Source organism: Streptomyces rhizoryzae, assembly GCF_023155275.1.
Lineage (GTDB): Bacteria > Actinomycetota > Actinomycetes > Streptomycetales > Streptomycetaceae > Streptomyces > Streptomyces rhizoryzae.
In genome coordinates, this window is record NZ_JALMUV010000019.1 from 94,180 (window position 1) to 120,668 (window position 26,489).

Below are 26,489 nucleotides of genomic sequence, written 5' to 3' on the forward strand. Positions count from 1 at the left end.
TCGCAGCCGGACGGGCCGCCCGGCCCGTCCGCAACGAAAGCGGAGCGGAGCGCGCATGGCCGGCGGAGTGACCAGGAACGACCAGCGGCGGCTCGCCGACGTCGCCGAACTGGAACGGGACCGCGCCCTGCTCGACCGCGCCGGCACCGCCGAGCGGGTCGCCGACATCCTGCGCGGCCGGATCACCGAGGGCTACTTCCCGCCCGGCGCCCGGCTGTCCGAGCAGAGCATCGGCGGGGCGCTGGGCGTCTCCCGCAACACCCTGCGCGAGTCGTTCCGGCTGCTCACCCACGAGCGGCTGCTGGAGCACCGGCTCAACCGCGGGGTGTTCGTCCGGGTGGTGACCGTCGAGGACCTCGACGACATCTTCCGGGTGCGGATGCTGGTGGAGTGCGCGGCCGTGCGCGGGCTGGGCCAGGGCCCGTACGGGCCGGCGGCGGACGCGTCGGTCCGGGCGATCGAGGCGGCGGTGCGGGCCGGTGAGACGGCCGCCGCGGACCGCGCCTGGGACGAGCTGTCCACCGCCAACCTCCGCTTCCACCAGGCGATCGTCGCGCTGGCCGGCAGCCCGCGGACCGACGAGCTGATGCGCGGCGTGCTGGCCGAACTCCGGCTGGTCTTCCACGTGATGGACGACCCCCAGCGCTTCCACTCGCCCTACCTCGTCCGCAACCGGCAGATCGTCCGGACGCTGCTGGCCGGCGACGCGGCCGGGGCCGAGCAGCTGCTGCGGGCCTATCTGGAGGACTCCCGCACCCAGCTGTCGGCGGCCTACGCCCAGCGCATCGCCGAGCGCTAGCGACGTTCGTCCGCGCTTTCCCCGCCGTCAACCCCTTGTCGGATCGTTCAACAATCACATAGCCTCCGCAGCAATCTCTTGTCGCTCCCCCGGATCCGCGGCCCCGGTGCCCCGTGGGCCGCCCGATTCCGCGGGGGACCGTACGCGGAAGGCGGTCGCTCCTTGATCGTGCTCCTTGGCGTGCTCGTGGTCGTCCTCGGCTTCGCCACGAAACGCAACCCCCTGCTGGTCGTCGCGGTGGCCGGGATCGTCACCGGCCTCCTCGGCGGACTCGACCCGGTCAAGGTGCTCGCCGCCTTCGGCGACGGCTTCGCCGGCAGCCGGTCGGTGACCATCTTCGCCATCACCCTCCCGGTCATCGGCCTCCTGGAGCGCTACGGCCTCCAGGAACAGGCCCGTGCCCTGATCGCCCGCTTCGGCAAACTCACCACCGGCCGCTTCCTCACCCTCTACCTGGGCCTGCGGCAGATCGGCGCGGCCGTCGGGCTGACCAACGTCTTCGGGCCGGCGCAGACCGTCCGCCCGCTCGCCGCCCCGATGGCGGAGGCCGCCGCCGAGCGCCGCCACGGCCGGTTGCCGGGCCGCACCCGGGAGAAGGTCCGCTCCTTCGCCGCCAGCGCGGACAACGTCGGCCTCTTCTTCGGCGAGGACGTCTTCCTCGCGGTCGGCTCGATCCTGTTGATCACCGGCTTCGTCAACACCACCTACGGCACCCACCTCGAACCGCTGCACCTGGCGCTGTGGGCGATCCCCACCGCGGTGTGCGCGTTCGCCGTCCACGGCTGGCGGCTGCTGCGCCTGGACCGCCACCTGGAGCGCGAACTGCTCACCGCCGCCGCGCAGTCCACGACCACCGCGGAGGCGAACCGATGATCAAGGCGGAGTGGTTCTACTGGCTGGTCGGCCTGAGCTTTTTGGTGATGGCCGCCCAGATGGTCACCGACCGCGGCAACCCCAAGCGCTTCGGCACCGGCGCCTTCTGGGGCCTGGTCGGCGCCGGCTTCATCTACAGCAGCTGGGTCGTCACCAAGCGGGCGCCGGCCGAGCCCCTGGGCGCCGCGGTGCTGGTGATGGCCGTCCTGGCCGGCTTCGGCTGCACCGGGCGCGGCACCCCGCGCACCACCACCCCCCAGGAGCGCACCGCGAGCGCCGCCCGCCTGGGCAACCGGCTGTTCATCCCGGCGCTGACCATCCCGGCCGTCGCGATGGCCTGCGCACTCGGCGTCAAACACCTCTCCATCGGGGGCGAGCCGGTCCTCCAGCAGGGCAGCGAGACCATCCTCGGCCTGGGCATCGGGGCGGTGGCCGCCCTCGCCGTCGCCATGCTGCTGCTGCGCGAGAAGCGGCTGTCGGTACCGGTACAGTCCGGCCGCACCATGCTGGAGGCGATGGGCTGGGCGATGCTGCTGCCGCAGATGCTGGCCACCCTCGGCACCATCTTCCAGGTCTCCGGCGTCGGCGGCCAGGTCGGCAAGCTCGCCACCGCCGTGCTCCCGAAGGACTCCCTCTACGTCGCGGTGGCCGTCTACTGCCTGGGCATGTTCGCCTTCACGCTCGTCATGGGCAACGCCTTCGCCGCCTTCCCCGTGATGACCGCGGCCGTCGGCTGGCCCGTCCTGATCGGCCACTTCCACGGCAACCCCGCCGCCGTCCTCGCCCTCGGCATGCTGGCCGGCTTCTGCGGCACCCTCGTGACGCCCATGGCCGCCAACTTCAACATCGTCCCGGCGGCGCTGCTGGAACTGAAGGACCAGTACGGGCCCATCAAGGCGCAGCTGCCGACCGCCGGCATCCTGCTCGGCTGCAACATCCTGATCATGGCGCTGTTCGCCTTCTGACCCCGGGAGACCGGATGACCTCCACCACGACCCCCGCCCCGGCGGGCCCCGCGACCCGGGTCCTGCTCACCGGCTTCGAGCCCTTCGGCGGCGAGACCGCCAACCCCTCCTGGGAGGCGGTGCGCACCGCGGTGGCCGCACCGCTCGACGGGCTGGCGTTGCACGCCGTGCAACTGCCCTGCGTCTACGGCCGGTCGCTCTCCCATCTGCGCGCCGCGATCGACGAGATATGTCCCGACGTCGTGGTGTGTGTCGGGCAGGCCGGCGGGCGCCCGGACATCACCGTCGAACGGGTCGCCGTCAACGTCGACGACGCCCGCATCCCCGACACCGCCGGCGCCGCACCCATCGACGAGCCCATCGTCCCCGGCGGCCCCGCCGCCTACTTCTCCACCCTCCCGATCAAGGCGTGCGTGGCGGCCGTCCGCGCCGCGGGCCTGCCCGCCTCGGTCTCCAACACCGCCGGCACCTTCGTCTGCAACCACGTCTTCTACGGGCTCGCCCACCTCATCGCCACCGAACTGCCGCACCTCCGCGGCGGTTTCGTGCACGTCCCCTACGCGCCCGAGCAGGTCACCGACCGCGCCCAGCCCTCGCTGCCGGTCGGCGCGACCGCCACCGCCCTGCGCGAGATCGCCGCCACCGCCGCCCGCACCCGCACCGACCTGCGCATCGCCGAGGGGGCCACGCACTGACCCGCCGGACCGGCCGGTAAAATGATCAGCCGGCCGGACGGCGGGTCCGGGTCACCGGTCCGTCAAGGGGCCCGGTCGCGGTCCACCCATGGCGGGATCCGCGCCGTTTCGTCCGTTGTCAGTACCAGCGCCTACTCTGTGCGACGTGACTTTTTCCGCCCCCGGGGCCGCTGCGCCCCAGCTCAACGGCCAGGCCCGGCCCGCGCCGGGCCCCGCCGCCGACGAAGGACTGGCCCGCCGGCTGCGCGCCCTGGCGTGCACCGCGCCGCTGCACGACCTCGACGCGCGCAAGGCCAACCTCGCGGGCGAGTACGGCGTCTACGCCATGGCGGAGGTGGCCCTCGCGGTCATCGACCTGGTCACCCTCAACATGGACTTCGACACCGGCGCCGACCACGAGGAGATAGTGGCCAAGGTCCTCCCGCGGGTCGCCGCCCAGGCCCCGGACCGCCCCGCCGCCGAGCACGAGCGGGTCGCCCGCTGGGTGCTGGAGAACCTCATCAACGTCGGCAGCGTCGACCGCGGCTTCCGCGCCGTCTACGGCACCTTCGGCACCGACGGCCGGTACGTCCGCCGCGACTACGACTTCAAGCTCATCGAAGAGGTCCCCGGCGCCGGCGGCGAGGTCTACCTCCGCGCCACCGACGAAGCCGTCAACGTCCTGGTCGGTGCCCTCGACACCGACGTCACCAGCGCCCAGATCGCCGCCGAGGTCAAGCTGGAGGTGCTGATCAGCCGCGGCCGCCTGGCCGACGCCCAGCTCGCCGCCGAACAGGCCCGCTACCGCACCGTCCAGTACGCCGAGACCCTCCGCAAGACCCTGGAGGCCACCCGGCGCAACGTCCGCTCGGTCGACTGGCTGCGCACCGTCCCCGACATGATCAACGAGGCGCTGGACCACGTGGCCGACCGCTACCGCCACGAGAACGCCATCCTCACCAACATCCGCAAGGCTCGCGACGAGGCCGAGGCGGTGGACGCCCGCACCGGCGAGCACAAGCGCCGCGCCGCCGAGCTCGTGGACATTGTCAAGGACTGCATCCGCCGCCACACCCAGCTCCAGTCCCGCCTCCTGGAGGCCGGCCCGCTCTTCCGCGCCGAACAGGACCGCCAGGCGTTCGCCGCCCCCGCCGCCCGCACCGGCCTGGACCTCTACGGCCAGCTCGTCGCCCCCGTCCTGCCGCTCCCCGTCGAGCAGGCCACCCGGGTCACCGACGCCTTCTTCGCCCGCGGCACCGGACTGCGCACCCCCGCCGCCGTCCGGGTCGCCGACCTCGTCGAGGTGCTGCTCACCCCGCCCGCCGAGCGCGAGCACCTGGGCGCCGAGATGCCCGAGCCGGACCTCGTCGCCACCCCCGACGACAGCCGCTTCAGCGAGGCCCAGCTGGACGCCGCGATGGCCCTGCTCGACCTGCCCGCCGACGCCCCCCGCCGGCTGTCCGGCCTGCTCGCCGAGGCCCGCCGCACCGACCCCGAACTCCCCTACCTGGTCGCCCTGCTGGCGGTGCACGCCGCCAGCCCGCCGGTCGGCACCGCCTACCGCCAGGGCGAGCAGCGGCTGCTGTTCGCCGTGGACGACGGCACCGAGCTGACCGACCCCGAGTTCGGCGGCGCCGACCTCATCGTCGGCACCGCCCTGCTGGACGCCGCCGGGATGGCCGCCGACCGCTCGGAGGTGGCCTGATGCCTGCGCCCCAGCGCCGCCCCCCGACCGCGGCCGGCCCGCCCCCGCCGCGCCGCGCGACACCCCCGACCGCCCCCCGCAAGGAGCTTGCCCCGTGACCCAGTACGACGCCGGCGAGGTGCCGCAGCCCACCCCGGCGCCCGGCACCGGCGAGGTGGCCTGGGGCGCACCGGCCGACGCCCCCCGAACGGCCCCGGCCGCCCCCCTCCCCGACGCCCCCGGCGAGCAGGTGCGCACCCCCGCGCTCACCCCCGCCGACGCCGCCGACGCCGCCCGGCTGGTCTCCTACGGCCTCCAGCCCAAGCTGCTGCCGGCCCGCGACGCCGGCTACGCCGACCTGCTGCGCCGCTATCGGGACGAGCCGGCCTTCGCCCGGCTCGCGGACGCCGTCGCCGGCGGCCTCGGCCTGATCGTCCTGGAGGTCTCCACCCGCGCCGGCATGGCCGTCACCGCCGCCGAGGACTCCGTCTTCGCCGTCCGCATGGGCGACTACGCCCGCCGCGCCTCCGCCGACTCCGCCGACCGCTTCCTGCACGGCCTGGCCCACCTGGCCGTCGCCGCCCTGGCGTTCCCCCGCCCGGAGGACCTCGCCGACGACGGCTACATCGGCCGGATCACCGTCAACGGCGTCGACGCCTTCGTCCGCCAGGCGTGCCGCCGCCTGGAGGAGCGCGCGGAGCAGGACGGCGAGAACACCGACCCGGCCACCGGCGCCCCCGGCCTGGAGTCCGCCTGGCGGGTCTACGCCCGGCGCAGCGCCACCGGCGCCACCAAGGACGCCCGCCGGCTGGCCGGTTCGACCACCGGCATCATCGCCAAGGCCGTCGCCTTCCTCGTCGACTCCGGCTTCCTCCAGCGCACCGGCGACGACGCCGGCGGCGCCTACCGCACCACCGCCCGCTACCAGCTCCAGGTCCGCGACATGGCCGGCAGCGCCGCCATGGCCGAGCTGCTGGAGCTGGGCATCGTCCCGGTCTCCGACGGCAGCGCCTCGCTGCTGCCCGGCGAGGAGACCGACGATCTCGACCTGGTCGCCGAGGCCGGTCTGCCGTTCCACTCCGGCTGACCGCCCGCCGCCCGGCCCCGCCCCGCCCCGCCCACCGACCCACCCACACACCAACGAGAGTCCGCCATGTACGAGCTGTCCCGGGTCCGCCTCTACTCCATCGGGCCCGCCGGTGCGCGCTACGCCGACACCGTCCTGGACCTGCGCGGGGTCGGCGCGCCGGTGCCCCAGCCGGCCCCGGCGCAGGCGGACTTCTTCGAGGACGAGCCGGTCGGCCCGCCGCGCCGCCCGGCCCCGGCCGGCGTGCTCTTCCTGGAGAACGGCGGCGGCAAGTCCGTCCTGCTCAAGCTGATCTTCTCGGTGATGCTGCCCGGCCACCGCAACACCCTGGGCGGCGCCAGCTCCGGCGTGCTCCGCAAGTTCCTGCTGGCCGACGACTGCGGCCACGTCGCCCTGGAGTGGCAGCACGTCCTCACCGGCGAGACCGTCGTCGTCGGCAAGGTCAGCGAATGGCGCGGCCGCCAGGTCTCCAACGACCCCCGCAAGTTCGCCGAGGCGTGGTACAGCTTCCGGCCCGGCCCCGGCATGAGCCTGGACTCCCTCCCGGTCGCCGAGGCCACCCTCGTCCGCCCCCGCACCGAGCAGGGCGAGGGCAGCTCCGGCGCGCACGGCCGGCGCCGCACCATGAAGGGGTTCCGCGACGCCCTCACCGAGGCCGGCAAGAGCTACCCGAACCTCGACGTGGTCTGGGAAGAGGTCCACGAGCGCTGGAACGAACACCTCGGCGACCTCGGCCTGGACCCCGAACTCTTCCGCTACCAGCGGGAGATGAACGCCGACGAGGGCGAGGCGGCCGGCCTCTTCGCGGTCAAGAACGACTCCGACTTCACCGACCTGCTGCTGCGCGCGGTCACCGACACCCGGGACACCGACGGCCTGGCCGACCTCGTCCACGGCTTCGCCCACAAGCTCGGCCGCCGCGCCGAGCTGACCGCCGAACGGGACTTCACCGCCGGCTCGCTGGACCTGCTCTCCCGGATCGCCGAGGCCGCCGAGGCCCGCGAGCGGGCCCGGGGGGTGCACGCCGGTGCCGAGCGCCGCACCCGCGCCCTGGCCCAGCGGCTGTCCGCGCGCGGTACCGAGGAGCGCGGCCGGGCCGCCGAACTGGCCGAGGCGGTGGCCGGCGCCGCGCACCGGGTCACCGACGCCGAGCGCACCCGCGAGCGCCGCGCCCTGGTCTCCGCCGAACTCGCCTACCGCCACGCCTCGCTGGCCCTGGCAGCCGCCGAGAAGGGCGCCGCCGCCCAGCGCCGCGAGCTGAACGACGCCCGTACGCTGCACAGCGCCTGGCAGGCCGCCGAGATCGCGCTGCGCCACCGCGCCGCCGCCGACCGCTCGGCCCGGGTCGCCGCCGCCATCCGCGAGGCCGAACGGGACGCCGCCCCCGCACTGGCCGCCCGCGCCACCGCCGCCGCCGACCTGGTGCGCGCCCTGCACGGCGCCGCCGAGGCCGGGGAGCGGCTCGCCAACGAGGAGGAGGAGCGGTCCGCCGCCCTCCAGGAGGCCGGCGAGTCCGCGCACCGGGACGCCACCACCGCCGCCACCCGCGCCCAGCGCGCCCGCAGCGAGGCCGAGCACCTCAAGCAGCGGCTCGCCGAGGTCGCCCAGGAGACCGAGGAGGCGGTCCGGGCCGGCTGGCTCGACGGCGCCGCGCAGGACGCCGACCCGGCCCGCGCCGCGCTCGCCGCCTCGGACGCCGAGAAGACCGCGGTGGCCGCCTGGGACTCGGCCCGGGAGACCGCTCGCCAGGCCACCGAGCAGGCCCGCGAGGCCGCCGCCCGGCACGCCGCCGCCGAACTCGCCGCGGCCCGCGCCGAGGACGCCGCCCAGGCCGCCGAGCGCGCCCACGACGCCGAGCGCCGGGCCGCCGAGTCGATCGGCGCCGAGCAGCGGCTCACCGAACTCCTCGGCCTGCCCGAGGCGTCCGCGATCCCGCTGCCCGGCCCGCGCACCGCCGAGGGCGGCGCAGCCACCGCCGACCCCTCGCGGCGCGCCGCCGGGCCGCTCACCGCCGAGGAGCTGGACCGCGCCGCCGACGCCCTGCGCGACCTCCTGGAGGACGGCGTCGCCGCGGCCGAACGCCAGCTGTTCGACCTGCGCACGGCCGCCGCCGACGACGCCCGGATCCTGGGCGCCCTGGGCGACGGCGGGCTGCTGCCGCCCGGCCCGGACGTGCTGGCCGCGGTGGAGTATCTGGGCGAGCACGGCGTCCCCGCGCTGCCCGGCTGGCGCTATCTGGCCCAGTCCGTCGACCCCGCCGACCACGCCCGGGTGCTGTCCGCCCGCCCCGAGCTGGTCGACGGCGTGATCATCACCGACCCGGACACCCACGCCCGGGCCCGCGAGGTGCTCTCCCAGGCCGCGCTGCTGCCCCGCTCCACCGTCGCGGTCGGCACCGCCGCCGCCCTGCTGGCCCCCACCGGGCCCCAGGACGCCGAGGACACCGGCGTCTTCCTCGTCCCGCCGAACCCGGCGATGCACGACGAGTCCGCCGCCGACGAGGAGCGCCGCGCCCTGCGCGCCCGCGCCACCGCCCGCGACGAGGAGATCCGGACGCTGGCCGCCCGACTCGGCCAGGACCGCGCGCTCGCCGCCCGGCTGGCCTCCTGGCGGGCCGGCTGCCCGGCGGGCCGGCTCGCCGAGCTGGCCGAGGCCGCCGCGGCCGCCCGGACCGCCGCGGAGCAGGCCGCCGCCGAACTGGCCGAGGCCCGGGCCGCCCGCGCCGAGACCGAGGAGACCGCCGCCGAGGCCACCCGGGTGCGCGACGAGCGGCAGGAGGCCGCCCAGCGCGCCCGGCGCGCCGCCGACCTGCTGGCCGGCCTCGCCCACCGGCTCCGCGAACGGGCCGGCTGGCAGACCCGGATGCGCGAACTGGCCGACGAGGCCGCCGAGTTCGAGGCCCGCGCCGAGGAGTGCGTGGACCGCGCCCGGGCCGCCGACGAGGACCGCAGGGCCGCCCAGCGGGCCGCCGACGACGCCCGCCGCACCGCCCGCGCGCTGCGCGCCGAGCGCTCCGAGATCGCCGGCGTCCCGGACGACCTCGGCGAGGCCCCCGAGGAGCCCACCGCCTCGCTGCCCGCGCTCCGCGAGGCGTACCGCGCCGCCTCCCAGCTCTACGAGAAGGTCGGCGTCGGCGCCGACCTGCGCGCCGAGCAGGCCCGCGCCGAGGGCGACGAGTCCGCCGCGCTGGCCGAGCTCAACCGCCTCACCAACAAGGTCCGCACCCGCGCCGAGCAGCTCCTACAGAGCCCGGACGCCGCCGACGGCCCGTCCCGCCAGGCCGCCGCGGCCCGCGCCGAGTCGCTGGTCCAGATGCTGGAGGGCCGCGCCTCGGCCGCCAGCGAGCAGCTGGGCCGGCTGCGCGGCGAGGCGGAGCGGCTGGCACCCACCGACGGCGAGGCGCACACCGAGCTGCCCGAGGAACTGGTGCCCGCCGACGCCGAGGGGGCCAAGGAGCTGCTGCGCACCGCCAACGCCGAACTCGCCACCGCCACCGAGGCGCTGGAGGCCGCCCGCGCCGAGCACGAGGAGCTGCTCCGGGCCCACCGCGCCGCCGAGGACGCGGCCGGCGGCTTCGACGAGACCGCCGCGCTGCTGCGCGATCTGCTGCGCGACCACCAGGAGCCCGAGGAGGGCGCGGACCCGCCGGCCGAGCCGTACGCGGGCGGACTGGCCGAGGCCCGGCAGGCCGCCGCCGAGTCCCGCCGCTCGCTGCGCGGCTGCGCCGCGGACCTCTCCGCCGCCGAGGCCGCGGTCCGCGAGGCCGCCGACATCCTCGTCCGGCACGCCAACTCCACCCGCTACGAGCAGGTGCGCACCCCCGCCCGGCAGCAGATCCGGGAGCTGCCCGCGGCGGCCCTGCCGGACCACGCCGCCGCGTGGGCCGAGGCGTTCGCGCCCCGCCTGCGGGTGCTCACCGACGAACTGGCCCAGCTGGAGCGCAACCGCGACTCCATCGTGGACCGGCTCCGCGGCCTGGTGGAGTCCTCGCTGACGACGCTCCGTTCGGCCCAGCGGCTGTCCCGGCTCCCCGAGGGCCTGGGGGAGTGGTCCGGCCAGGAGTTCCTGCGGATCCGCTTCGAGGACCCCGACCAGGCCACGCTCACCGAGCGGCTGGGCGAGGTCATCGACGAGGCGACCCGCGCGGCGGTGCGGAAGAACAGCGATCTGCGCCGGGACGGCATGTCCCTGCTGCTGCGCGGGGTGCACGCCGCGCTCCAGCCGCGCGGGGTGGCGGTGGAGATCCTCAAGCCGGACGCGGTACTGCGCGCCGAGCGGGTGCCGGTCGGGCAGATGGGCGACGTCTTCTCCGGCGGCCAGCTGCTGACCGCGGCCATCGCCCTGTACTGCACGATGGCCGCGCTGCGCAGCAACGACCGGGGCCGGGACAAGCAGCGGCACGCCGGCACGCTGTTCCTGGACAACCCCATCGGCCGGGCCAACGCCACGTACCTGCTGGAGCTCCAGCGGGCCGTCGCCGACGCCCTCGGGGTCCAGCTGCTCTACACCACGGGCCTGTTCGACACCACCGCGCTCGCGGAGTTCCCGCTGGTCATCCGGTTGCGCAACGACGCGGACCTGCGCGCGGGCCTGAAGTACATCAGCGTCGAGGAGCACCTGCGCCCCGGTCTGCCGCAGGCCGATCCGGCCGCGGAGACGGTGCACGGGCAGATCACCGCGACCCGGATGTACCGCCGCCCGGACCAGGCCGCCGAGGCGGGGGCGCCGGCGGGGGCGGAGTAGCGCTCAGCCGCCGTACCCCATCCGGCGGGAGAGGTCCGCGGCGGCCCGCACCGACGCCTCCGCCAGCTCCGGCAGCCGCTCCCCGGCCATCCGGTACGCGGGGCCGGAGACCCCGATCGCCCCGACCACCGAGCCGTCGTAGGACCGCACCGGCGCCGCCACGGCGTTCAGCCCCGTCTCGAACTCCTCGGCGGTCCAGGCCGAACCGCTTGCCAGGACGGCCGCCAGCTCCGCCCGGACGGCGCCGGGGTCGGTCACGGTGTGCGCGGTGAACCGCGGCAGCGGGCGGCCCAGCAGCGCCTCCCGCCGGTCGTCGGGCAGGTGCGCCAGCAGCACCTTGCCGCTGGCGGTGGCGTGCAGCGGGGTGCGGCGGCCCAGCCAGTTGAAGGCGGTCACCGCGGCCGCACCCCGGGCCTGCATGATGTTGACCGCGGCATCGCCGTCCAGCACGGCGATGTTGGCGGTCTCCCCGGTGGCGTCGGCCAGCGCCCGGCACACCGGCTGGCCCTCCTGCGAGATGTCCAGCCGGATCGCCGCCGCCCCGGCCAGCCGCAGCACTCCGGTGCCCAGGAAGTACTTGCCGCGCTCCTTCTCCTGCTCGACCAGCCCGCGGTTCTCCAGGACGCCCAGGATGCGGAACGCGGTCGACTTGTGCACGCCCAGCTCGGCGGCGAGTTCGGTGACCCCGGCCTCGCCGAGCCGGGCCAGGCTCTCCAGCACGCTCACCGCGCGCTCCACGGACTGGACGGACCCCGCCCCGCGCCGCTCCCCGCCCCGCTCCGCCGCCGTACCGGTCGTGTTCGCCATGGCTCCCGCCCTCACCCCGTCACCCCCGGCGGGCACCGTGGGGGCCGTTCCCCGGGCAGCCCGGCGGGGCCTGACCCGGTGTCGGATTCCGTTGCGCATCGTGCGCCGCGATGCGTGATCGACGGATCATAGCGAGCGGTCGGCCGCCGGACGGCCCCCGGACCGCTGTCGATGCCCGCGGCGCCCCGGCCGGTCAGGCCGCCGCGCGGTCCGTGCCCGCCGGCCCCCCGGCGCCGCGGCGGCGCTCCCGGCGGCGGGCCTGCCGCCGCTCCCGGCGCAGTTCCCGGGCGGTGCTGCTCGGCTCGGACCGGACCCCGTGGCGCTGGATCCAGACCTGGCGGGTCACCCAGACGTCGAGCACCGCCCAGGTCGCCACGATCGTGCTGGCGACCGTGGTGAGCACCGCGGGGAAGGCGTACCACGAGCCCGCGAGCGTGCACAGGAAGGCCACCATGGCCTCGATCAGGGTGACCGCCACGATGATCACCGCGCGGACCGCGGCCGTCCGCACCGGGTCGGCCATCCGGCGCCGGACCGCCACTTCCTCCTGCCACAAAGGACGCCTGCCGCCGTCCACCGCGTCACACTCCCCGCACTCTCCCGCGCCCCGCCCCGGGCCGTCCGACTCTTCGGCGGCTGCCCGGATTCACCGGATACATGCCACACCCGCCGGGCTCCTGTCCAGCCCGCGGCCACCTCCCCGATCACCCGCCGGGGGCCGCGGAAGCACCCGCCGGGGGCCGCGGTCCGCTACGCGCCCGGGTGGCCATAGCCACACTCGGCGGCCCGGCACCCGGGCATCGCCGGACAAGTCATGACGATCCCGTCGTGCCCGCGCCCCGGGCCCGTTCGCCGGGCCTTCGGATCGGTCCCCCGACAGTAGTAGGCTCGCGCCGCTGTTGACGGAACACCATCCCCGGCCCCGGGGTTGAGGTAGGGGAGGCCATGCGCTTTCGCGGGAAGTCGGTCCGCCGGAAGATCGTGGCGCTGCTGCTCGTGCCGCTGGTGTCCCTGACGCTCATGTGGAGCGTCAGCACGTACGTCACCGGACGCCAGGCCAACCAGCTCCTCGACGTCGGCAACGTCGTCCGCGGCCTCGGCTACCCCGTCGAGGACGTCATCCAGGCCCTCCAGCGCGAACGCCGCCAGAGCCTGCTCTACCTCGCCGACCGCCGCGGCGCCAACGCGCTGACCGAACTCCGCGGCCAGAGCCGGGCCACCGACGACGCGGTGGCCCGCCTGCACGACGACGTCGACACCCAGGACGCCCGCTCCGACCTCACCGGCGAGGCCGGCCGCCGGGTCGACGCCCTCGTCAAGGGCCTGGACGGCCTGGACGCGCTGCGCGCCCAGGTCGAGGACAACCGCGTCAGCCGCGACGAGGCCATGGAGTCCTACGACGCCCTCGTCGACCCCGGCTACAACCTGCTCGCCGCGCTCCACTCCCTGGAGAACGTCGAGATGGACAAGCAGGGCCGCGCGCTGGTCAACCTCACCCGCGCCCGCGAGGCGTTCGCCCGCGAGGACGCCCTGATGTCCGCGGTCCTCGCCTCCGGCAGCATCAGCAAGCACGACCAGCGCGAACTGTCCGACCGGGTCGCCGAGCGCCGCATCCTCTACAGCACCAACCTGCCGCTGCTGCCCGCCACCGACCGCGGCGCCTACGACGACTACTGGCACTCCGCCACCGGCCGTGAACTGGCCTCCTACGAGGACCGCGTGATCGCCGCCGACCCCGCGGGCGCCGCGCACGCGGTCAACGCCGACCGCTGGAACACCACCGCCGAGAAGGTCCTCGGCGACCTCGCCCAGATGGGCAAGGACGCCGGCGAGCGCTACCAGCAGCGGGTCGAGCCGATCGCCACCAGGATCGTCCTCAAGGCCGTCGGCACCGGCGTACTGGGCTTCCTGGCGCTGCTGGTCTCGGTCGTCGTCTCACTGCGCATCGGCCGCCGGCACGTCCGGGACCTGACCCGGCTCCGCAAGACCGCCCACGAGGTCGCCGGCGTCCGGCTGCCCAGCGTGATGCGCCGGCTGGCGGCCGGCGAACACGTCGACGTGGAGGCCGAGGCGCCCCGGCTGGAGTTCGGCCCGGACGAGACCGGCCAGGTCGGCCAGGCCCTCAACACCCTCCAGCGGGCCGCCGTCGAAGCCGCCGTCAAACAGGCCGACATGCGGCGCGGCGTCTCCGAGGTGTTCGTCAACCTCGCCCGCCGCAGCCAGGTCCTGCTGCACCGCCAGCTGACCCTGCTGGACATCATGGAGCGGCGCACCGAGGACACCGACGAACTCGCCGACCTCTTCCGCCTCGACCACATGACCACCCGCATGCGCCGGCACGCCGAGGGCCTGGTCATCCTCTCCGGCGCCGCCCCCTCCCGGCAGTGGCGCAAACCGGTCCAGCTGATGGACGTGGTGCGCGCCGCGGTCGCCGAGGTGGAGGACTACGAGCGCATCGAGGTCCGCCGACTGCCCCGCCTCGCGGTGGACGGGCCCGCGGTCTCCGACCTGATCCACCTGATCGCCGAACTCGTGGAGAACGCCACCGTCTTCTCCCCGCCGCACACCGCCGTCCAGGTGCTCGGCGAGCGGGTCCCCAGCGGCTACGCCCTGGAGATCCACGACCGGGGCCTGGGCATGGCCCCCGACCAGCTGCTCGACGCCAACCTCCGGCTCGCCGAGACCCCGGAGTTCGAACTCTCCGACACCGACCGGCTCGGCCTGTTCGTGGTCAGCCGGCTCGCCCAGCGGCAGGGCGTCCGGGTCTCCCTCCAGCCCTCGCCGTACGGCGGCACCACCGCGGTGGTCCTCATCCCCCGCGCGCTGCTCACCGAGGCCGGCGAGGGCCCCCGGGACACCGGCCGGGCCGCCGCCGGCACCGCGGACACCCCGCCGGACACCGCGGCCGACGACACCCCCGCCGCGGACCCGCTCGCCCAGGTGCCGGTGCCGCTGCCCCGCCGCACCCGCCGCGACGACCGGTCCGGCCCGGTGCCGGCGCAGCCGCCGGCCGGCCGCCCCCGGCCCACCGCCGTCCCGTCCGGCGAACAGCACCAGCAGGCCGGCGACCAGGCCCCGACCGGTGCGCCCGCCCCGCTGCCGCGCCGTGCGCCGGTGCTGGTCTCCGACCACGGCCGGACGGTGGACGGCGCCCGCACCCCGAACGCCCCGCGCGACGGGGACCGCGCCCCGGACGCCGCCCCGGCCTCCGGGCCGCCGGACGCCCCGCGCACCGCACCGGCCGGCGGCGGCCCCGCCGCCCCGGCCACCACCCCCCAGGGCCTGCCCCGCCGGGTCCGCCAGGCCAGCCTCGCGCCGCAGCTCAAGGGCGGCCCGGCCGACGGCCCGGCGGCGGACCGCCCGGCCGGCCCGGACGCCGGCGACCGGGACGCCGAGGCGGTCCGCGCCCGGATGTCCTCGCTCCAGCGCGGCTGGCAGCGCGCCCGCCGGGAGCACGACGAGGCCCCGCACACCCCCACATCCCCGGAACCGGGCGACGGCGACGCCGCCCCCGGGGGCGCAACAGCACCACGAACCACATCGGGAGAGGACGGTCCATGACCGCACCGAAGGCATCAGCGTCCACCGCGGCCCCGTCGCACGGATCCGGCGAGCTGAACTGGCTGCTGGACGAGCTGGTCGAGCGGGTCGGCAGCATCCGCAAAGCCCTGGTCCTCTCCAGCGACGGCCTGGCCACCGGCGGCTCCAAGGACCTCAGCCGCGAGGACAGCGAACACCTGGCCGCCGTCGCCTCCGGCTTCCACAGCCTGGCCAAGGGCGTCGGCCGGCACTTCGACGCCGGCCAGGTCCGCCAGACCATGGTCGAGCTGGACGACGCGTTCCTCTTCGTCAGCGCGGCCGGCGACGGCAGCTGCCTGGCGGTGCTCGCCGACGCCGATTCCGACGTCGGGCAGATCGCCTACGAGATGACGCTGCTCGTCAAGCGCGTGGGCACGCACCTGGGCACCGCGCCCCGGTCCTGACCCACCGCCCGAGTACGACTACGGTGGCGCCATGACCGATCAGGACGGCCGGCCGGGACCGGAACGGGAGCAGGCCCGCTGGTTCGACGACGAGGCCGGCCCCGTCGTCCGCCCGTACGCCATGACGCGCGGGCGCACCCGCACGGCCGCCGAGGGACGGCTGGACCTGATCGCGCTGGTGATCGCGGAGAGCCGCGCCGGGGAGCCGATCGCCGACCAGACGCTCTCCCCGGAACACGTCGACATCGTCGAACTGTGCCGGGAGGCACCGCAGTCGGTCGCCGAGCTGGCGGCCGAGTTCGACCTGCCGGTGGGCGTGGTCCGGGTCCTGATCGGCGATCTGCTGGACGCCGGGCTGGTGCACGTCACCCGCCCGGTGCCGCCCGCCGAACTCCCCGACGCGCAGGTGCTGCGCGAGGTCATCGACGGCCTGCGCGCCCTGTGACGGCCCCGCCGCCCGCCCGGTCCCGGGCGGGCGGCACCGTCCGCCCCCGGCCACCCCCCACCCGAGGAGCCGCCATGCCCGCCGAACCCACCCCCTTCGAACGCCTCCGGATTCCCGTCGGCCCGCACACCTTCGACGCCCTGGCCTGCGGACCGGCCGACGGCGAACCGGTCCTGCTGCTGCACGGCTGGCCCGAGTTCGCCGACTCCTGGCGCGCGGTGCTGCCCGCCCTGGGCGCCGCCGGCTACCGCGCGCTCGCCGTCGACCAGCGCGGCTACTCCCCGGACGCCCGCCCGCCCCGGATCGCCGACTACGCCGTCCCCGCCCTCGTCGCCGACGCCCTCGCCTTCGCCGGCAGCCAGGGCACCGGCCCCTTCCACCTCGTCGCACACGACTGGGGCGGCCTCGTCGCCTGGGCGCTGGCCGGCGCCCACCCCGAGCGGCTGGCCTCGCTCACTGTCCTCGCCACCCCGCACCCCGAGGCCCTCGACCGCGCCGCCGCCGACGACCCCGACCAGCACCGCCGGCTCGACTACGTCCGCTTCTTCCGCCGGCCGGACGGCGCCGCCGAGGGCGCGCTGCTCGCCGCCGGCGCGGCCCGGCTGCGCGCCCTCTACCGCGACCAGGTCCCCGCCGACCTGATCGAGGCCAACGTCCGCCGGCTCGCCGCACCGGGCGCGCTGACCGCCACCCTGAACTGGTACCGCGCCCCCGAGACCGTCCTGTCGGTCCCCGCCGGCCGGATCGCGGTGCCCACCCTCTTCCTGTGGGGCAGCGAGGACGTCGCACTGGGCCGCACCGCGGCCGAGGCGACGGGGGAGTGGGTGGACGGCCCCTACCGCTTCGTGGAGCTGACCGGCGCCGGCCACTGGCTGCCCGAGGAGCAGCCGGCCCGGGTCGTCCCGGAGATCCTCGGCCACCTCGCCGCCCACCGGCGGCGCTGAGCCGGCCCGCACGGTCCTTTTGGGACGGTTGGCGGGCCTCTGCCCGCCGGCCCCCGGCGGAACGGACCGGACCTCAAGTGGGCGCCGTCCGCAGCACGTTGTACGGTGCACTGGCGGTCGCCGCCGGCGACCGCCCCGCACCGCGGGACGGCTGCGCGCTGTCCCGGTGCGCCCCGCGTCCCCGGACATTCAGGAGAAGGAATCGCATGGTCTTCGGGCGTTCTGAGCGCCGGCGCCGGTCCGGGCCGGCCGAGCCGGTGACGCTCAAGATCCTCGTCGCGGGCGGCTTCGGCGTCGGCAAGACCACCCTGGTGGGCGCGGTCAGCGAGATCCGGCCGCTGCGCACCGAGGAGCGGCTGACCGAGGCCGGCCGCCCGGTCGACGACCTGCACGGCGTCGAGGCCAAGTCCACCACCACCGTCGCCATGGACTTCGGCCGGATCACCGTCCACGACGAACTGGTCCTCTACCTCTTCGGCACCCCCGGCCAGGACCGCTTCTGGTTCCTGTGGGACGACCTGGCCGGCGGCGCGCTCGGCGCGGTGGTGCTCGCCGACACCCGCCGCCTGGCTGACAGCTTCGCCGCCATCGACTACTTCGAACGCCGCGGTCTGCCCTTCGTCGTCGCGGTCAACTGCTTCGACGGCGCCGACCGCTACCCCGCCGAGGCGGTCCGGGACGCCCTGGACCTCGACCCCGAGGTGCCGGTGCTGCTCTGCGACGCCCGGGAGCGCGAGTCCGCCCGGGACGTGCTGGTCGCCGTCGTCGAGCACGCGATGCGGCGCGGCGCCCGCCACCCGGAGCCCGCGCTGCCCTGACCGGGCCCGGACGCACGGCTCGTCCCCCGCCACCGGGGCGCGGACCGCACTCCGCCACCCCGGGACGCGGACCGCGGCCCGGCCCGCCCACCGGCCGGTCCCCAGCACCGGGGAGCCCTCAAGGCCGGACCCGGCACGGGAGTTGGGGAGCGGGCGGGCCGCCGGGGGCCGCCCCGCGCCGCACCTCGATGCCCTCCGCGCCCAGCCGCCCCACCACCCAGCTCGCCCCCGGCAGGTCCTTGGCGGCCTTCTTCAGCGGCGCCAGCGCGGCCGCCGCCGGACCGTGCCCGGAGACGCTGCCGGCCGGGCACACCACCGTCGCCAGCGACAACGTCACCGGCCGACCGCCCGCCGACCACGCCACGTCCAGCAGCGCCTTGGCGAACGGCTCCAGCCCGTCCGCCCCGGCCAGCACCAGGAAGTCGTCGCCGCCGATGTGCCCCACCCGGCTCGCCGGCTCGTCCGCCGCCACCTCCGCCAGCGTCCGGCCCACCGCCCGGATCAGCTCGTCCCCGGCCGCGAACCCGGCGCCGTCGTTGACCTGCTTGAAGCCGTCCACGTCCAGCCAGCTCAGGGCGACCTCCCGGCCCTCCGCGATCCGCCGGTCCACCTCGGCGTTGACCGCGTCCGAACCGGGCAGCCGGGTCAGCGGGTTGAGCCGCGCCGCCTCCTCCACCCGGCTCTCCGCCAGCGCCCGCAGGATGTCCGCCAGGTGCACCACCCCGATGCACCGGCCCCGCTCGTCCACCACCGCCACGTCGTCGCCGGTCCGGTCCCGCTCACCGTCCGCGATCATGTCCAGCACCTGCCAGGCGGTGGCGTCCGCACCCACCGTCCGCGGCCGGTCCGCCAGCCGCAGCGCCGGCCGGTCCGCGTACAGCGCGTGCCCGTAGCGCGAGGACAGCGACAGCAGGAACCGGTCGCGGTTGATCGCCCGCACCGGCACCCCGTCCGCGTCCACCAGCAGCACCCCCGACACCTCGGGGAAACCCGTCAGATGGCTGCGCACCGCCCCCGCCGACGCCGACATCGGCAGCAGCGCCGCCGGCTGGAGGAACTGCGCCACCGGCGGCCCCGACGCCGGCCGGTCCGCCGCGGTCCGGCCGGTCACCGCGGGCGGGACCGGCAGGTACACCTCCGCCGCCGCCCGCCGCGACGGCGGCGCGAACAGGTGCCCCTGCGCCAGCTGCACCCCGGCCTGGCGCACCGCCGCGTACTGCCGCTCGGTCTCCACCCCCTCGATCGCCAGCAGCCCGCCCACCCGCTCGCACAGCTGCCGCATCGCGGCCACCACCGCCTGTCGCCCCGGGTCCCGCTCCAGCCGCGCACACAGCGAACGGTCCAGCTTGACCACGTCCGGCGCCAGTTCCCCCAGCAGCCGCAGCGGCAGATCGCCGTCCCCGACCCCGTCCGCGCAGATCCGGTAGCCCGCGTCGCGCAACCCCGCCACCGCCGCCAGCAGCTCCTCCTCCGGCACCGGGGTGAACGGGCCGACCAGATCGAGGGTGATCTCCCACGGCAGCCGCCCCGCGGCCCGCACCGCCGCACCCAGCGGCGCCAGCCCCGGCCGCCGCGCCACCGTCCCCGCGCACACGTTGACGTGCAGCGGCAGCGGCGTCTCCTGCTCCGCCGCCGCGCGGACCGCGAGCGCGGCCAGCTCGGCGTCCAGATCGGGGCAGTGACGCGCGCAGGTCAGGACATCGACCTCGCCGTCCTCGGGGCGGGCGAGGGTCTCCAGCGCGGCGACCGAACCGGTCGCGAGGTTGACCACGGGCTGGAAAGCGAAGCGGAGCTGGTCCGTCCAGGCAGGCACGAGCAGCAGGATGCCGCCATCCGGGGCCCGGCGGCGCCTCGTTCACGCACTGTTCACGCACCCTTCCGGAGCGTACGGCGCGGGAACGGTGGCGCGGCCCGCCGCCCACGCCCCCGCTGCCGCAGCGCCTTTCTGCCGCGCCTCAGTGCCGCAGGGAACTCCGCGCCACCGGGAAATCGAAATACGTGTCCGGGAACGTCTCCGGCGTGAACGTGTAATGCCACCATTCGTCCGCGTAATTGACGAACCCGGCCCGCTCCAGCCCCGATTTCAGCAGCAGCCGGTTCGCCCGCTGCCTGCCCGTGACCCGCGGATCGAGGGTGTGCGCGAGGGTGTCGAAGCAGTCGAAACCGGTCCCCATGTCCAGCGAATTGTCCGGGAAACGGCTCGCCCTGGGCCCGAAGCACGGCGTCAGCGGCTCCCCGGGCACATACGGCCGGGTCGGCAGCGCCGGCAGCCGCACCAGCGTCAGATCCACCGTACTGCCCCGGCTGTGCCCGGACTTCTCCGCGATATAGCCGTCCCGGAACAGCACCGACTTGTCCACCCGCGGATAGAACTCCGCCTTCATCCGCTGGTCGGACAGGTCCTTCGCCCACGCCACGAAATGGTCCACCGCCCGCTGCGGGCGGTAGCAGTCGTAGACCTTCAGGGTGTATCCGCGCCGCAGGAAGGACAGCTGCGCGCGGTGCAGCGCCCGCGCCGCGTCCCGGGTCAGGATGCACACCGGCTCCCGGTACCCCGTCACCGGGACGCCCATGAAGTCGTGCGGGGTGGCGTAGCGCATCTCCTGGATGATCGTGGGATCGACCTCGCGCAGCGCCACGAACTCCCCGGGCGCCGCGCCGCCCTCGGCACCCGCACGGGAGGCGCCCGCACCGAAGGCGCGCGGTCCCGGCGGCGCCCCGGCGGTGGGGCCCGCCACCGCGCTCGGCGGGACGGCGGTGACGGTGAGCAGCGCGGCGGCCGCGGCGACCAGGCCGCGCCAGGTAGCAGCAAGTATCGACATGCCCCTCGTCTACCAGGCGCGGCCCGCCCGCGGAACCCTCCGGCACCGTCTCCGGGCCGCCGGCCCGCGCCCCAACGGGCCCGCCCCGCCGCCCCGTTACCCCGCCACCGCCCCGGCGCCCTCCCCGGGCAGCCCCCGCACCCGCACCGGATACCCCGCCGGACTCCCGTCCCGCCGCTCCACCACCACCCGGCCCCCCTCCCAGCGCGTGGTGAACCGCTCCACCGCCGGCCGCCGCCAGCCGTCCCCGCCGTCCGGCACCACCAGCCCGCCGCCCGACCGCCCGGCCGCCGGTGCCCACACCTCCAGCTCCGTGGCGCCGTCCGCCCCCGCCACCGGCAGCACCGCCCCGCCCCGCGCCAGCACCGGGATCCGGGACAGCGGCGCGTCCACCCACACCCGGCCCGGCCCGTCGTACGCCCGCCCGGTGGCGGTGTCGTACCACCGGCCGCGCGGCAGCCGCACCGCCCGCCGCACCGCCCCCGCCTCCAGTACCGGCGCCACCAGCAGCGCGTCCCCCAGCAGGAACGCGTCCTCGCAGTCCCGCAGCGCCCGGTCCCGCGGCGTGCTCCACCACACCGGACGCACGTACGGCGCCCCCGACAGCCGCGCCAGCTGCGCCAGCGTCACGAAGTACGGCAGCAGCCGCGCCCGCTCCCGCAGCGCCGCCCCCGCGTGCCGCAGCACCTCGGCGCCGTACGCCCACGGCTCCCGCCGCCCCGCCCAGAGCGCCGAATGCGTCCGGAACAGCGGCAGGTACGCCCCCAGCTGGAACCACCGCAGATACAGCTCCGGCGAGGGCACCCCCGAGAACCCGCCCACATCCGGCCCGCTGTACGGCACCCCGCACAGCCCCAGCCCCAGCACCAGCGACAACGACGCCCGCAGCCCAGGCCACCCGGTCGCCACGTCCCCCGACCACGTCCCCCCGTACCGCTGGAGCCCCGCCCACCCCGACCGGGAGAACAGGAACGGCCGCTCCCCGGGCCGCAGTTCGCACAGCCCCTCGAAGGCCGCCTGCGCCATCGCCAGCCCGTAGACGTTGTGCGCCTCCCGGTGGTCGCCACCGCGCCCCTCCAGGTCGTGCCGCGCCGACCGGGGCAGCGTCGGCTCCCCGAACGCCGCGAACGACACCGGTTCGTTCATGTCGTGCCACACCCCCGCGAACCCCTGCGCCAGCCGCTCCCCGTACAGCGCCCCCCACCACTTGCGCACCCGTGCGTCGGTGAAGTCCGGATACACCGACTCACCCGCCCACACCACCCCCCGCACCTCCCGCCCCCGCGCGTCCCGCACGAACGCGTCCACCGCCGCCCCGCCCTCGTACACCGCGTTCCCCGGCTCTGCCTTCACCGCCGGGTCCACGATCGACACCAGCCGCACCCCCGCGTCCCCCAACTCCCGTGCCAGGCCCGGAAGATCGGGGTACTGCTCGCGGTCCACGGTGAACACCCGGTGCCCGTCGTAGTGGTCGATGTCCAGGTGGACCGCCGACAGCGGCAGCCCCCGCTCCCGGTAGCCCGCCACCACCCTCCGCACCCCCTCGGCACCGCCGAACCCCCACCGGGCGTGCTGGTACCCCAGCGCCCACCGGGGCGGCAGGGCCGGCGCCCCGGTCAGCGCCGTCCACCCCAGCAGCACCCGGGCCGGCGTCCCCGCCAGCACCCAGTACCGCAGCGGCCCGCCGTCCATCCGCAGCTCACAGGTGCCCGGCCGGTCGTGCCCCGACCCGGCGCCCTCCGCCCCCTCGTGCAGCGTCACCCGGCCGTCCCAGGAGTTGTCGTGGAACACCAGGTGCGTCCCCGCGTCCGCCACCACCAGTTGCACCGGCATCGTCAGGTACAGCGGATCGTCGCCCGGCCGGAACGCGCCGCCCGGATCGGTGTTCCACAGCCGGTACACCCCGTCCCGCAGCCGCGGCCCGCCCGACCGGCCGCCCAGCCCGAAGAACCGCGCGTCCGCCGCCACCTCCGACCGCTGCACCCACCGCGACCCCGCCGCCCCCTCGGGCCGCCCGTCCCCCTCCGCGCCCGCCTCGGCGGCACCGTCCGCCACCCGGTCCCACCACCGCGGCGGCAGCTCCCGCCGCAGCATCGCCCCGCCCGGCGTCCGCACCTCCACCGCGCCGTACCGGGACACCACCACCAGCACCCGCTCCGAGACGACCCGCCAGCCGCCCTCGGTGTCCGGCTCCAGCACCACCCGCGGATCCACCTCCGGACACGCCCCGGCCAGCGCGTACGACGGCTCCGGACCGGCCCCGTCCCAGCCGCAGAAGACCGCGCCGCCCGCCGCCACCCGCACCCGCAGCGACGACCGCGCGAAGTGGATCACCCCGCCGCCCGGCAGCGGCTCCGCCCCGCGCGCCTCACCCGGCACCCGCGCCCGCTCCGCACCCCGCCGCGGCAGCGCCCGCGCATCCGCCCTGCTCCGGCGCCACGCCGCACGCACGGCCCGCAGCCCCTGCACCGCCCCGACCGCCCTGACCATCCGCACCGACCGCCCCAGATCACGCCCGTTCATGCCGGTCAGCCTGCCACCCGCGACCCCGTGGGCGGGAACCGTTCAACTGCCGTTCACCTGCGCAGGGGCCCACCCGGCCGCCACCGGCCCCCTCCTGCCCGGCACCCCGCCACCAAACGGGACAGACCACCCGGCACCCCGCCACCGCCCCCGCAATGTGCGGACCACCCTGGTGCACAAGACGATCACATGGCATCGTCCAGGCAAGCCGGTCACGCGCACCCCGGGCGACCCCCGCCACCGCGCGCGCCCGACGCCCACGACGCGTACCTGCCAGGAGCCGCATCATGACCACCGCACCGCACTCCGCCGACCGGCCCGCCGAGGCACCCCTCTGGCAGCCCGGCCCGGACCGCATCGCCGGCGCACAGGTCACCCGCTTCCACGCCTGGGCCGCCACCCACCACGGCGCCCCCGCCCCCGCCCCCGGCGACCCCGCCGCCAGTTACGCCGCCCTGCACCGCTGGTCCGTCGACCACCTCCCCGCCTTCTGGCAGGCCGTTGCCGAATGGTTCGACGTCCGCTTCACCACCCCCTACGACACCGTCCTCGCCGACCGCACCATGCCCGGCGCCCGCTGGTTCCCCGGCGCCACCCTCAACTACGCCGAACACGCCCTGCGTGCCGCCGAGGACCCCGCCCGGGCCGACACCCCCGCCCTGCTCGCCGTCGACGAGCGCCAGGACCCCGCCCCCGTCACGTGGGCCGAACTCCGCGCCCAGGTCGGCTCCCTGGCCGCCGCCCTGCGCCGCCTCGGCGTCCGCCCCGGCGACCGCGTCAGCGGCTACCTCCCCAACATCCCGCAGGCCGTGACCGCCCTGCTGGCCACCGCCGCGGTCGGCGCCGTCTGGACCTCCTGCGCCCCCGACTTCGGCGCCCGCAGCGTCCTGGACCGCTTCCAGCAGGTCGAACCGGTCGTCCTGTTCACCGTCGACGGCTACCGCTACGGCGGCAAGGAACACGACCGCCGCGCCACCGTCGCCGAACTCCGCGCCGAACTCCCCACCCTGCGCGCCGTCGTCCACGTCCCCCTGCTCGGCACCCCCGCCCCCGAAGGCGCCCTGAACTGGTCCGACCTGATCGCCGACGACACCGAACCGGTCTACGAACAGCTCCCCTTCGACCACCCGCTGTGGGTCCTGTACTCCTCCGGCACCACCGGCCTCCCCAAGGCCCTCGTCCAGTCCCAGGGCGGCATCCTCCTCGAACACCTCAAGCAGACCGGCCTGCACTGCGACCTCGGCCCCGGCGACCGCTTCTTCTGGTACACCTCCACCGGCTGGATGATGTGGAACTTCCTCGTCGGCGGCCTCCTCGCCGGCGCCACGCTCGTCCTCTACGACGGCAGCCCCGGCCACCCCGCCACCGACGCCCAGTGGCAGGTCGCCGCCGCCACCCGCACCACCGTCTTCGGCACCTCCGCCGCCTACGTCATGGCCTGCCGCAAGGCCGGCCTGCACCCCGCCCGCGACCTCGACCTGTCCACCGTCACCTGCGTCGCCACCACCGGCTCCCCGCTCCCGCCCGACGGCTTCCGCTGGCTCCACGACACCTTCGCCGAAACCGGCACCGACCTGTGGACCGCCTCCGTCAGCGGCGGCACCGACGTGTGCAGCTGCTTCGCCGGCGCCGTCCCCACCCTCCCCGTCCACATCGGCGAACTCCAGGCCCCCTGCCTCGGCACCGACCTCCAGGCATGGGACCCCCAGGGAAGGCCCGTCACCGACGAGGTCGGCGAGCTCGTCGTCACCGAGCCCATGCCGTCCATGCCCACCCGCTTCTGGAACGACCCCGACGGCACCCGCTACCACGACAGCTATTTCGACATGTACCCCGGCGTCTGGCGGCACGGCGACTGGATCACCCTCACCTCCCGCGGCAGCGTCATCATCCACGGCCGCTCCGACTCCACCCTCAACCGCCAGGGCGTCCGGATGGGCTCCGCCGACATCTACGAAGCCGTCGAACGCCTCCCCGAGATCCGCGAATCCCTCGTCATCGGCCTCGAACTCCCCGACGGCGGCTACTGGATGCCGCTCTTCGTCCACCTCGCCCCCGGCGCCACCCTCGACGACGCCCTGCGCGACCGCATCAAGCGCACCCTCCGCGAACAGCTCTCCCCGCGCCACGTCCCCGACGAGATCATCGAAGCCCCCGGCGTCCCGCACACCCTCACCGGCAAGCGCATCGAGGTCCCCGTCAAACGCCTCCTGGCCGGCACCCCCCTCGAAAAGGCCGTCAACCCCGGCTCCGTCGACAACCTCGAACTCCTCCGCTTCTACGAGCGGCTCGCCGCCGACCGCGCCACCTGACCCCGCCCGCCCCACCCGGCGCCGGCGGCCCACCGCCCCGGCGCCGGCCGCCGTTGTCAGACCCCCCGATTACTCTCGGTGACGAAAGAACTGCCCACCCGCACCCACCGAGGGGGAGCCATGACACCCACCACCCGCCCCGCCCACCCGCTCCGCCGCGACGTCCCCAGCACCGCCGCCGTCCTCGCCGACGCCCGCGACTTCGCCGCCATGCGCCGCTACCGCACCTTCCCCTACGACGACCACCGCCGCTACCTCCGCCAACTCGAAAGCCTCCTGCGCACCCTCGCCGCCGAGGGCATCCACACCACCCTCTGCCTCTTCGACCCGGCCGCCTACGCCCGCTACTGCGCCGACCACGGCCTCGACGCCGACGACCCCGGCAGCCGCAGCCGCTACACCGCCGCCCTCGCCTGCACCGGCGCCACCGTCCCCTACGACGGCACCCCCCTCGACCGGCTCCTGCCGTTACTCACCGAGGAAGCCGCCCGCCGCGCCTCCTGGGACCGCGCCACCACCCTGCTCGCCCGCGCCGGCCGCTGCCCCACCTGCGGCGAGGACCTCGCCCACGCCGCCTTCCACCGCGCCACCACCGCCCTCCAGCACCTCCTCACCGCCCTCGGCGCAGGCACCCACCACCTCGTCTGCACCCTTCCCGACGCCACCGGCTCGCTCCGCGCCTACCTCCACACCACCACCCCCGCCGACGGCCCGCCCCGCCTCGGCGAAACGGACACCCTGAGCTTCTGCACGGTCCTCGCCGCCGCCCTCGCCGCCCCCACCGGCGGCGCCCTCGTCTGCCGCACCACCCCCACCGGCACCGGCACCCCCACCGACCCGGCCCCCGCCACCGTCCGCGGCTGGCGCCTCCGCGACGCCTGGCCCGACCCCATCAGCGCCGCCGAGATCTTCGACGCCTACTGCACCGACCCCGAAACCGACGAGCCCATCCCACCCGAGCACCGCGTCGACTACGCCCCCGGCCTCCCCCTCCCACCCCCACCCGGCCC

The 26,489-nt window shown here is 76.1% G+C and carries 19 protein-coding genes; 14 read left to right on the forward strand and 5 right to left on the reverse strand.

Annotation, left to right across the window (positions count from 1 at the left end; translation table 11 throughout):
• Positions 1 to 55: 55 nt before the first annotated feature.
• The 7 genes from MUU72_RS17455 to MUU72_RS17485 all read left to right on the forward strand — a co-directional run bounded on the left by MUU72_RS17455 (position 56) and on the right by MUU72_RS17485 (position 10,825).
• Entirely contained in the window at positions 56 to 799 is a 744-nt protein-coding gene (locus MUU72_RS17455; protein WP_248014205.1) for a GntR family transcriptional regulator, read from the forward strand.
• A gap of 162 nt (positions 800 to 961) precedes the next feature.
• A complete protein-coding gene (locus MUU72_RS17460) occupies positions 962 to 1,672 on the forward strand; it encodes a DUF969 domain-containing protein (RefSeq protein WP_248014206.1) in 711 nt (236 codons plus the stop codon).
• The gene (locus tag MUU72_RS17465; protein ID WP_248014207.1) at positions 1,669 to 2,637 is read left to right on the forward strand and encodes a DUF979 domain-containing protein; all 969 of its coding nucleotides are present in this window, start codon (positions 1,669 to 1,671) and stop codon (positions 2,635 to 2,637) included. The genes MUU72_RS17460 and MUU72_RS17465 overlap by 4 nt, the downstream gene beginning before the upstream one ends.
• A gap of 14 nt (positions 2,638 to 2,651) precedes the next feature.
• Positions 2,652 to 3,332, forward strand: a complete 681-nt coding sequence (gene pcp / locus MUU72_RS17470; protein ID WP_248014208.1) for a pyroglutamyl-peptidase I — start codon at positions 2,652 to 2,654, stop codon at positions 3,330 to 3,332.
• A 145-nt stretch (positions 3,333 to 3,477) separates the two neighbouring features.
• Positions 3,478 to 5,016, forward strand: coding sequence for a hypothetical protein (locus tag MUU72_RS17475; RefSeq protein WP_248014209.1), 1,539 nt, complete (start codon positions 3,478 to 3,480; stop codon positions 5,014 to 5,016).
• Between the two features lie 154 nt (positions 5,017 to 5,170).
• Positions 5,171 to 6,082: a hypothetical protein gene (locus tag MUU72_RS17480; protein ID WP_372503154.1), complete on the forward strand. Its 912-nt coding sequence runs from the start codon at positions 5,171 to 5,173 to the stop codon at positions 6,080 to 6,082.
• 66 nt (positions 6,083 to 6,148) lie between these two features.
• A complete protein-coding gene (locus MUU72_RS17485; protein ID WP_248014210.1) occupies positions 6,149 to 10,825 on the forward strand; it encodes a coiled-coil domain-containing protein in 4,677 nt (1,558 codons plus the stop codon).
• 3 nt (positions 10,826 to 10,828) lie between these two features.
• On the opposite strand, the gene MUU72_RS17490 is transcribed toward MUU72_RS17485, so the two are convergent.
• Together MUU72_RS17490 and MUU72_RS17495 are read right to left on the reverse strand one after the other, a co-directional pair.
• On the reverse strand, positions 10,829 to 11,632 hold the full coding sequence (locus tag MUU72_RS17490; protein ID WP_248014211.1) for an IclR family transcriptional regulator: 804 nt from the start codon (positions 11,630 to 11,632) through the stop codon (positions 10,829 to 10,831).
• 193 nt (positions 11,633 to 11,825) lie between these two features.
• Positions 11,826 to 12,209: a hypothetical protein gene (locus MUU72_RS17495; protein ID WP_248014212.1), complete on the reverse strand. Its 384-nt coding sequence runs from the start codon at positions 12,207 to 12,209 to the stop codon at positions 11,826 to 11,828.
• Positions 12,210 to 12,577: 368 nt separating this feature from the next.
• Between MUU72_RS17495 and MUU72_RS17500 the strand changes: the two genes are divergently transcribed.
• The 5 genes from MUU72_RS17500 (at position 12,578) to MUU72_RS17520 (ending at position 17,822) form a co-directional block, all read left to right on the forward strand.
• Positions 12,578 to 15,193 carry a sensor histidine kinase gene (locus tag MUU72_RS17500; protein WP_248014213.1) on the forward strand — a complete coding sequence of 872 codons (2,616 nt, stop codon included), beginning with the start codon at positions 12,578 to 12,580 and terminating at the stop codon, positions 15,191 to 15,193.
• On the forward strand, positions 15,190 to 15,615 hold the full coding sequence (locus MUU72_RS17505) for a roadblock/LC7 domain-containing protein (protein ID WP_248014214.1): 426 nt from the start codon (positions 15,190 to 15,192) through the stop codon (positions 15,613 to 15,615). Before MUU72_RS17500 ends, MUU72_RS17505 begins: the two co-directional genes overlap by 4 nt.
• Positions 15,616 to 15,646: 31 nt before the next feature.
• On the forward strand, positions 15,647 to 16,060 hold the full coding sequence (locus tag MUU72_RS17510) for a DUF742 domain-containing protein (protein ID WP_248014215.1): 414 nt from the start codon (positions 15,647 to 15,649) through the stop codon (positions 16,058 to 16,060).
• Positions 16,061 to 16,134: 74 nt separating this feature from the next.
• On the forward strand, positions 16,135 to 17,004 hold the full coding sequence (locus MUU72_RS17515) for an alpha/beta fold hydrolase (protein ID WP_248014216.1): 870 nt from the start codon (positions 16,135 to 16,137) through the stop codon (positions 17,002 to 17,004).
• A gap of 206 nt (positions 17,005 to 17,210) precedes the next feature.
• The gene (locus tag MUU72_RS17520; RefSeq protein ID WP_248014217.1) at positions 17,211 to 17,822 is read left to right on the forward strand and encodes a GTP-binding protein; all 612 of its coding nucleotides are present in this window, start codon (positions 17,211 to 17,213) and stop codon (positions 17,820 to 17,822) included.
• Between the two features lie 118 nt (positions 17,823 to 17,940).
• Here MUU72_RS17520 and MUU72_RS17525 read toward each other — a convergent pair whose 3' ends face one another.
• From MUU72_RS17525 to MUU72_RS17535, 3 genes are all read right to left on the reverse strand, one after another.
• Complete coding sequence (locus MUU72_RS17525; RefSeq protein WP_248014218.1) at positions 17,941 to 19,635, reverse strand: GGDEF domain-containing protein; 1,695 nt, start codon at positions 19,633 to 19,635, stop codon at positions 17,941 to 17,943.
• 142 nt (positions 19,636 to 19,777) lie between these two features.
• Positions 19,778 to 20,644 (reverse strand): M15 family metallopeptidase, encoded by an 867-nt coding sequence (locus MUU72_RS17530; RefSeq protein WP_248014219.1) that lies wholly within the window; start codon positions 20,642 to 20,644, stop codon positions 19,778 to 19,780.
• Positions 20,645 to 20,740: 96 nt separating this feature from the next.
• Positions 20,741 to 23,167 carry a glycoside hydrolase family 31 protein gene (locus MUU72_RS17535; RefSeq protein WP_248014220.1) on the reverse strand — a complete coding sequence of 809 codons (2,427 nt, stop codon included), beginning with the start codon at positions 23,165 to 23,167 and terminating at the stop codon, positions 20,741 to 20,743.
• A gap of 287 nt (positions 23,168 to 23,454) precedes the next feature.
• On the opposite strand from MUU72_RS17535, the gene MUU72_RS17540 reads away from it, so the two are divergent.
• A complete protein-coding gene (locus MUU72_RS17540) occupies positions 23,455 to 25,479 on the forward strand; it encodes an acetoacetate--CoA ligase (RefSeq protein ID WP_248014221.1) in 2,025 nt (674 codons plus the stop codon).
• 120 nt (positions 25,480 to 25,599) lie between these two features.
• Positions 25,600 to 26,489 (forward strand): DUF8829 domain-containing protein (locus MUU72_RS17545; RefSeq protein WP_248014222.1); only part of this gene is annotated, 890 nt, incomplete at its 3' end.

Excerpts from the sequence above, each read along its gene's own strand:
- MUU72_RS17455 (WP_248014205.1), top strand. The coding sequence starts at position 56 with ATGGCCGGCGGAGTGACCAGGAACGACCAGCGGCGGCTCGCCGACGTC.
- MUU72_RS17465 (WP_248014207.1), top strand. The coding sequence starts at position 1,669 with ATGATCAAGGCGGAGTGGTTCTACTGGCTGGTCGGCCTGAGCTTTTTG.
- pcp (WP_248014208.1), top strand. The coding sequence starts at position 2,652 with ATGACCTCCACCACGACCCCCGCCCCGGCGGGCCCCGCGACCCGGGTC.
- MUU72_RS17485 (WP_248014210.1), top strand. The coding sequence starts at position 6,149 with ATGTACGAGCTGTCCCGGGTCCGCCTCTACTCCATCGGGCCCGCCGGT.
- MUU72_RS17490 (WP_248014211.1), bottom strand. The coding sequence starts at position 11,632 with ATGGCGAACACGACCGGTACGGCGGCGGAGCGGGGCGGGGAGCGGCGC.
- MUU72_RS17500 (WP_248014213.1), top strand. The coding sequence starts at position 12,578 with ATGCGCTTTCGCGGGAAGTCGGTCCGCCGGAAGATCGTGGCGCTGCTG.
- MUU72_RS17505 (WP_248014214.1), top strand. The coding sequence starts at position 15,190 with ATGACCGCACCGAAGGCATCAGCGTCCACCGCGGCCCCGTCGCACGGA.
- MUU72_RS17510 (WP_248014215.1), top strand. The coding sequence starts at position 15,647 with ATGACCGATCAGGACGGCCGGCCGGGACCGGAACGGGAGCAGGCCCGC.
- MUU72_RS17515 (WP_248014216.1), top strand. The coding sequence starts at position 16,135 with ATGCCCGCCGAACCCACCCCCTTCGAACGCCTCCGGATTCCCGTCGGC.
- MUU72_RS17520 (WP_248014217.1), top strand. The coding sequence starts at position 17,211 with ATGGTCTTCGGGCGTTCTGAGCGCCGGCGCCGGTCCGGGCCGGCCGAG.
- MUU72_RS17530 (WP_248014219.1), bottom strand. The coding sequence starts at position 20,644 with ATGTCGATACTTGCTGCTACCTGGCGCGGCCTGGTCGCCGCGGCCGCC.
- MUU72_RS17535 (WP_248014220.1), bottom strand. The coding sequence starts at position 23,167 with ATGAACGGGCGTGATCTGGGGCGGTCGGTGCGGATGGTCAGGGCGGTC.
- MUU72_RS17540 (WP_248014221.1), top strand. The coding sequence starts at position 23,455 with ATGACCACCGCACCGCACTCCGCCGACCGGCCCGCCGAGGCACCCCTC.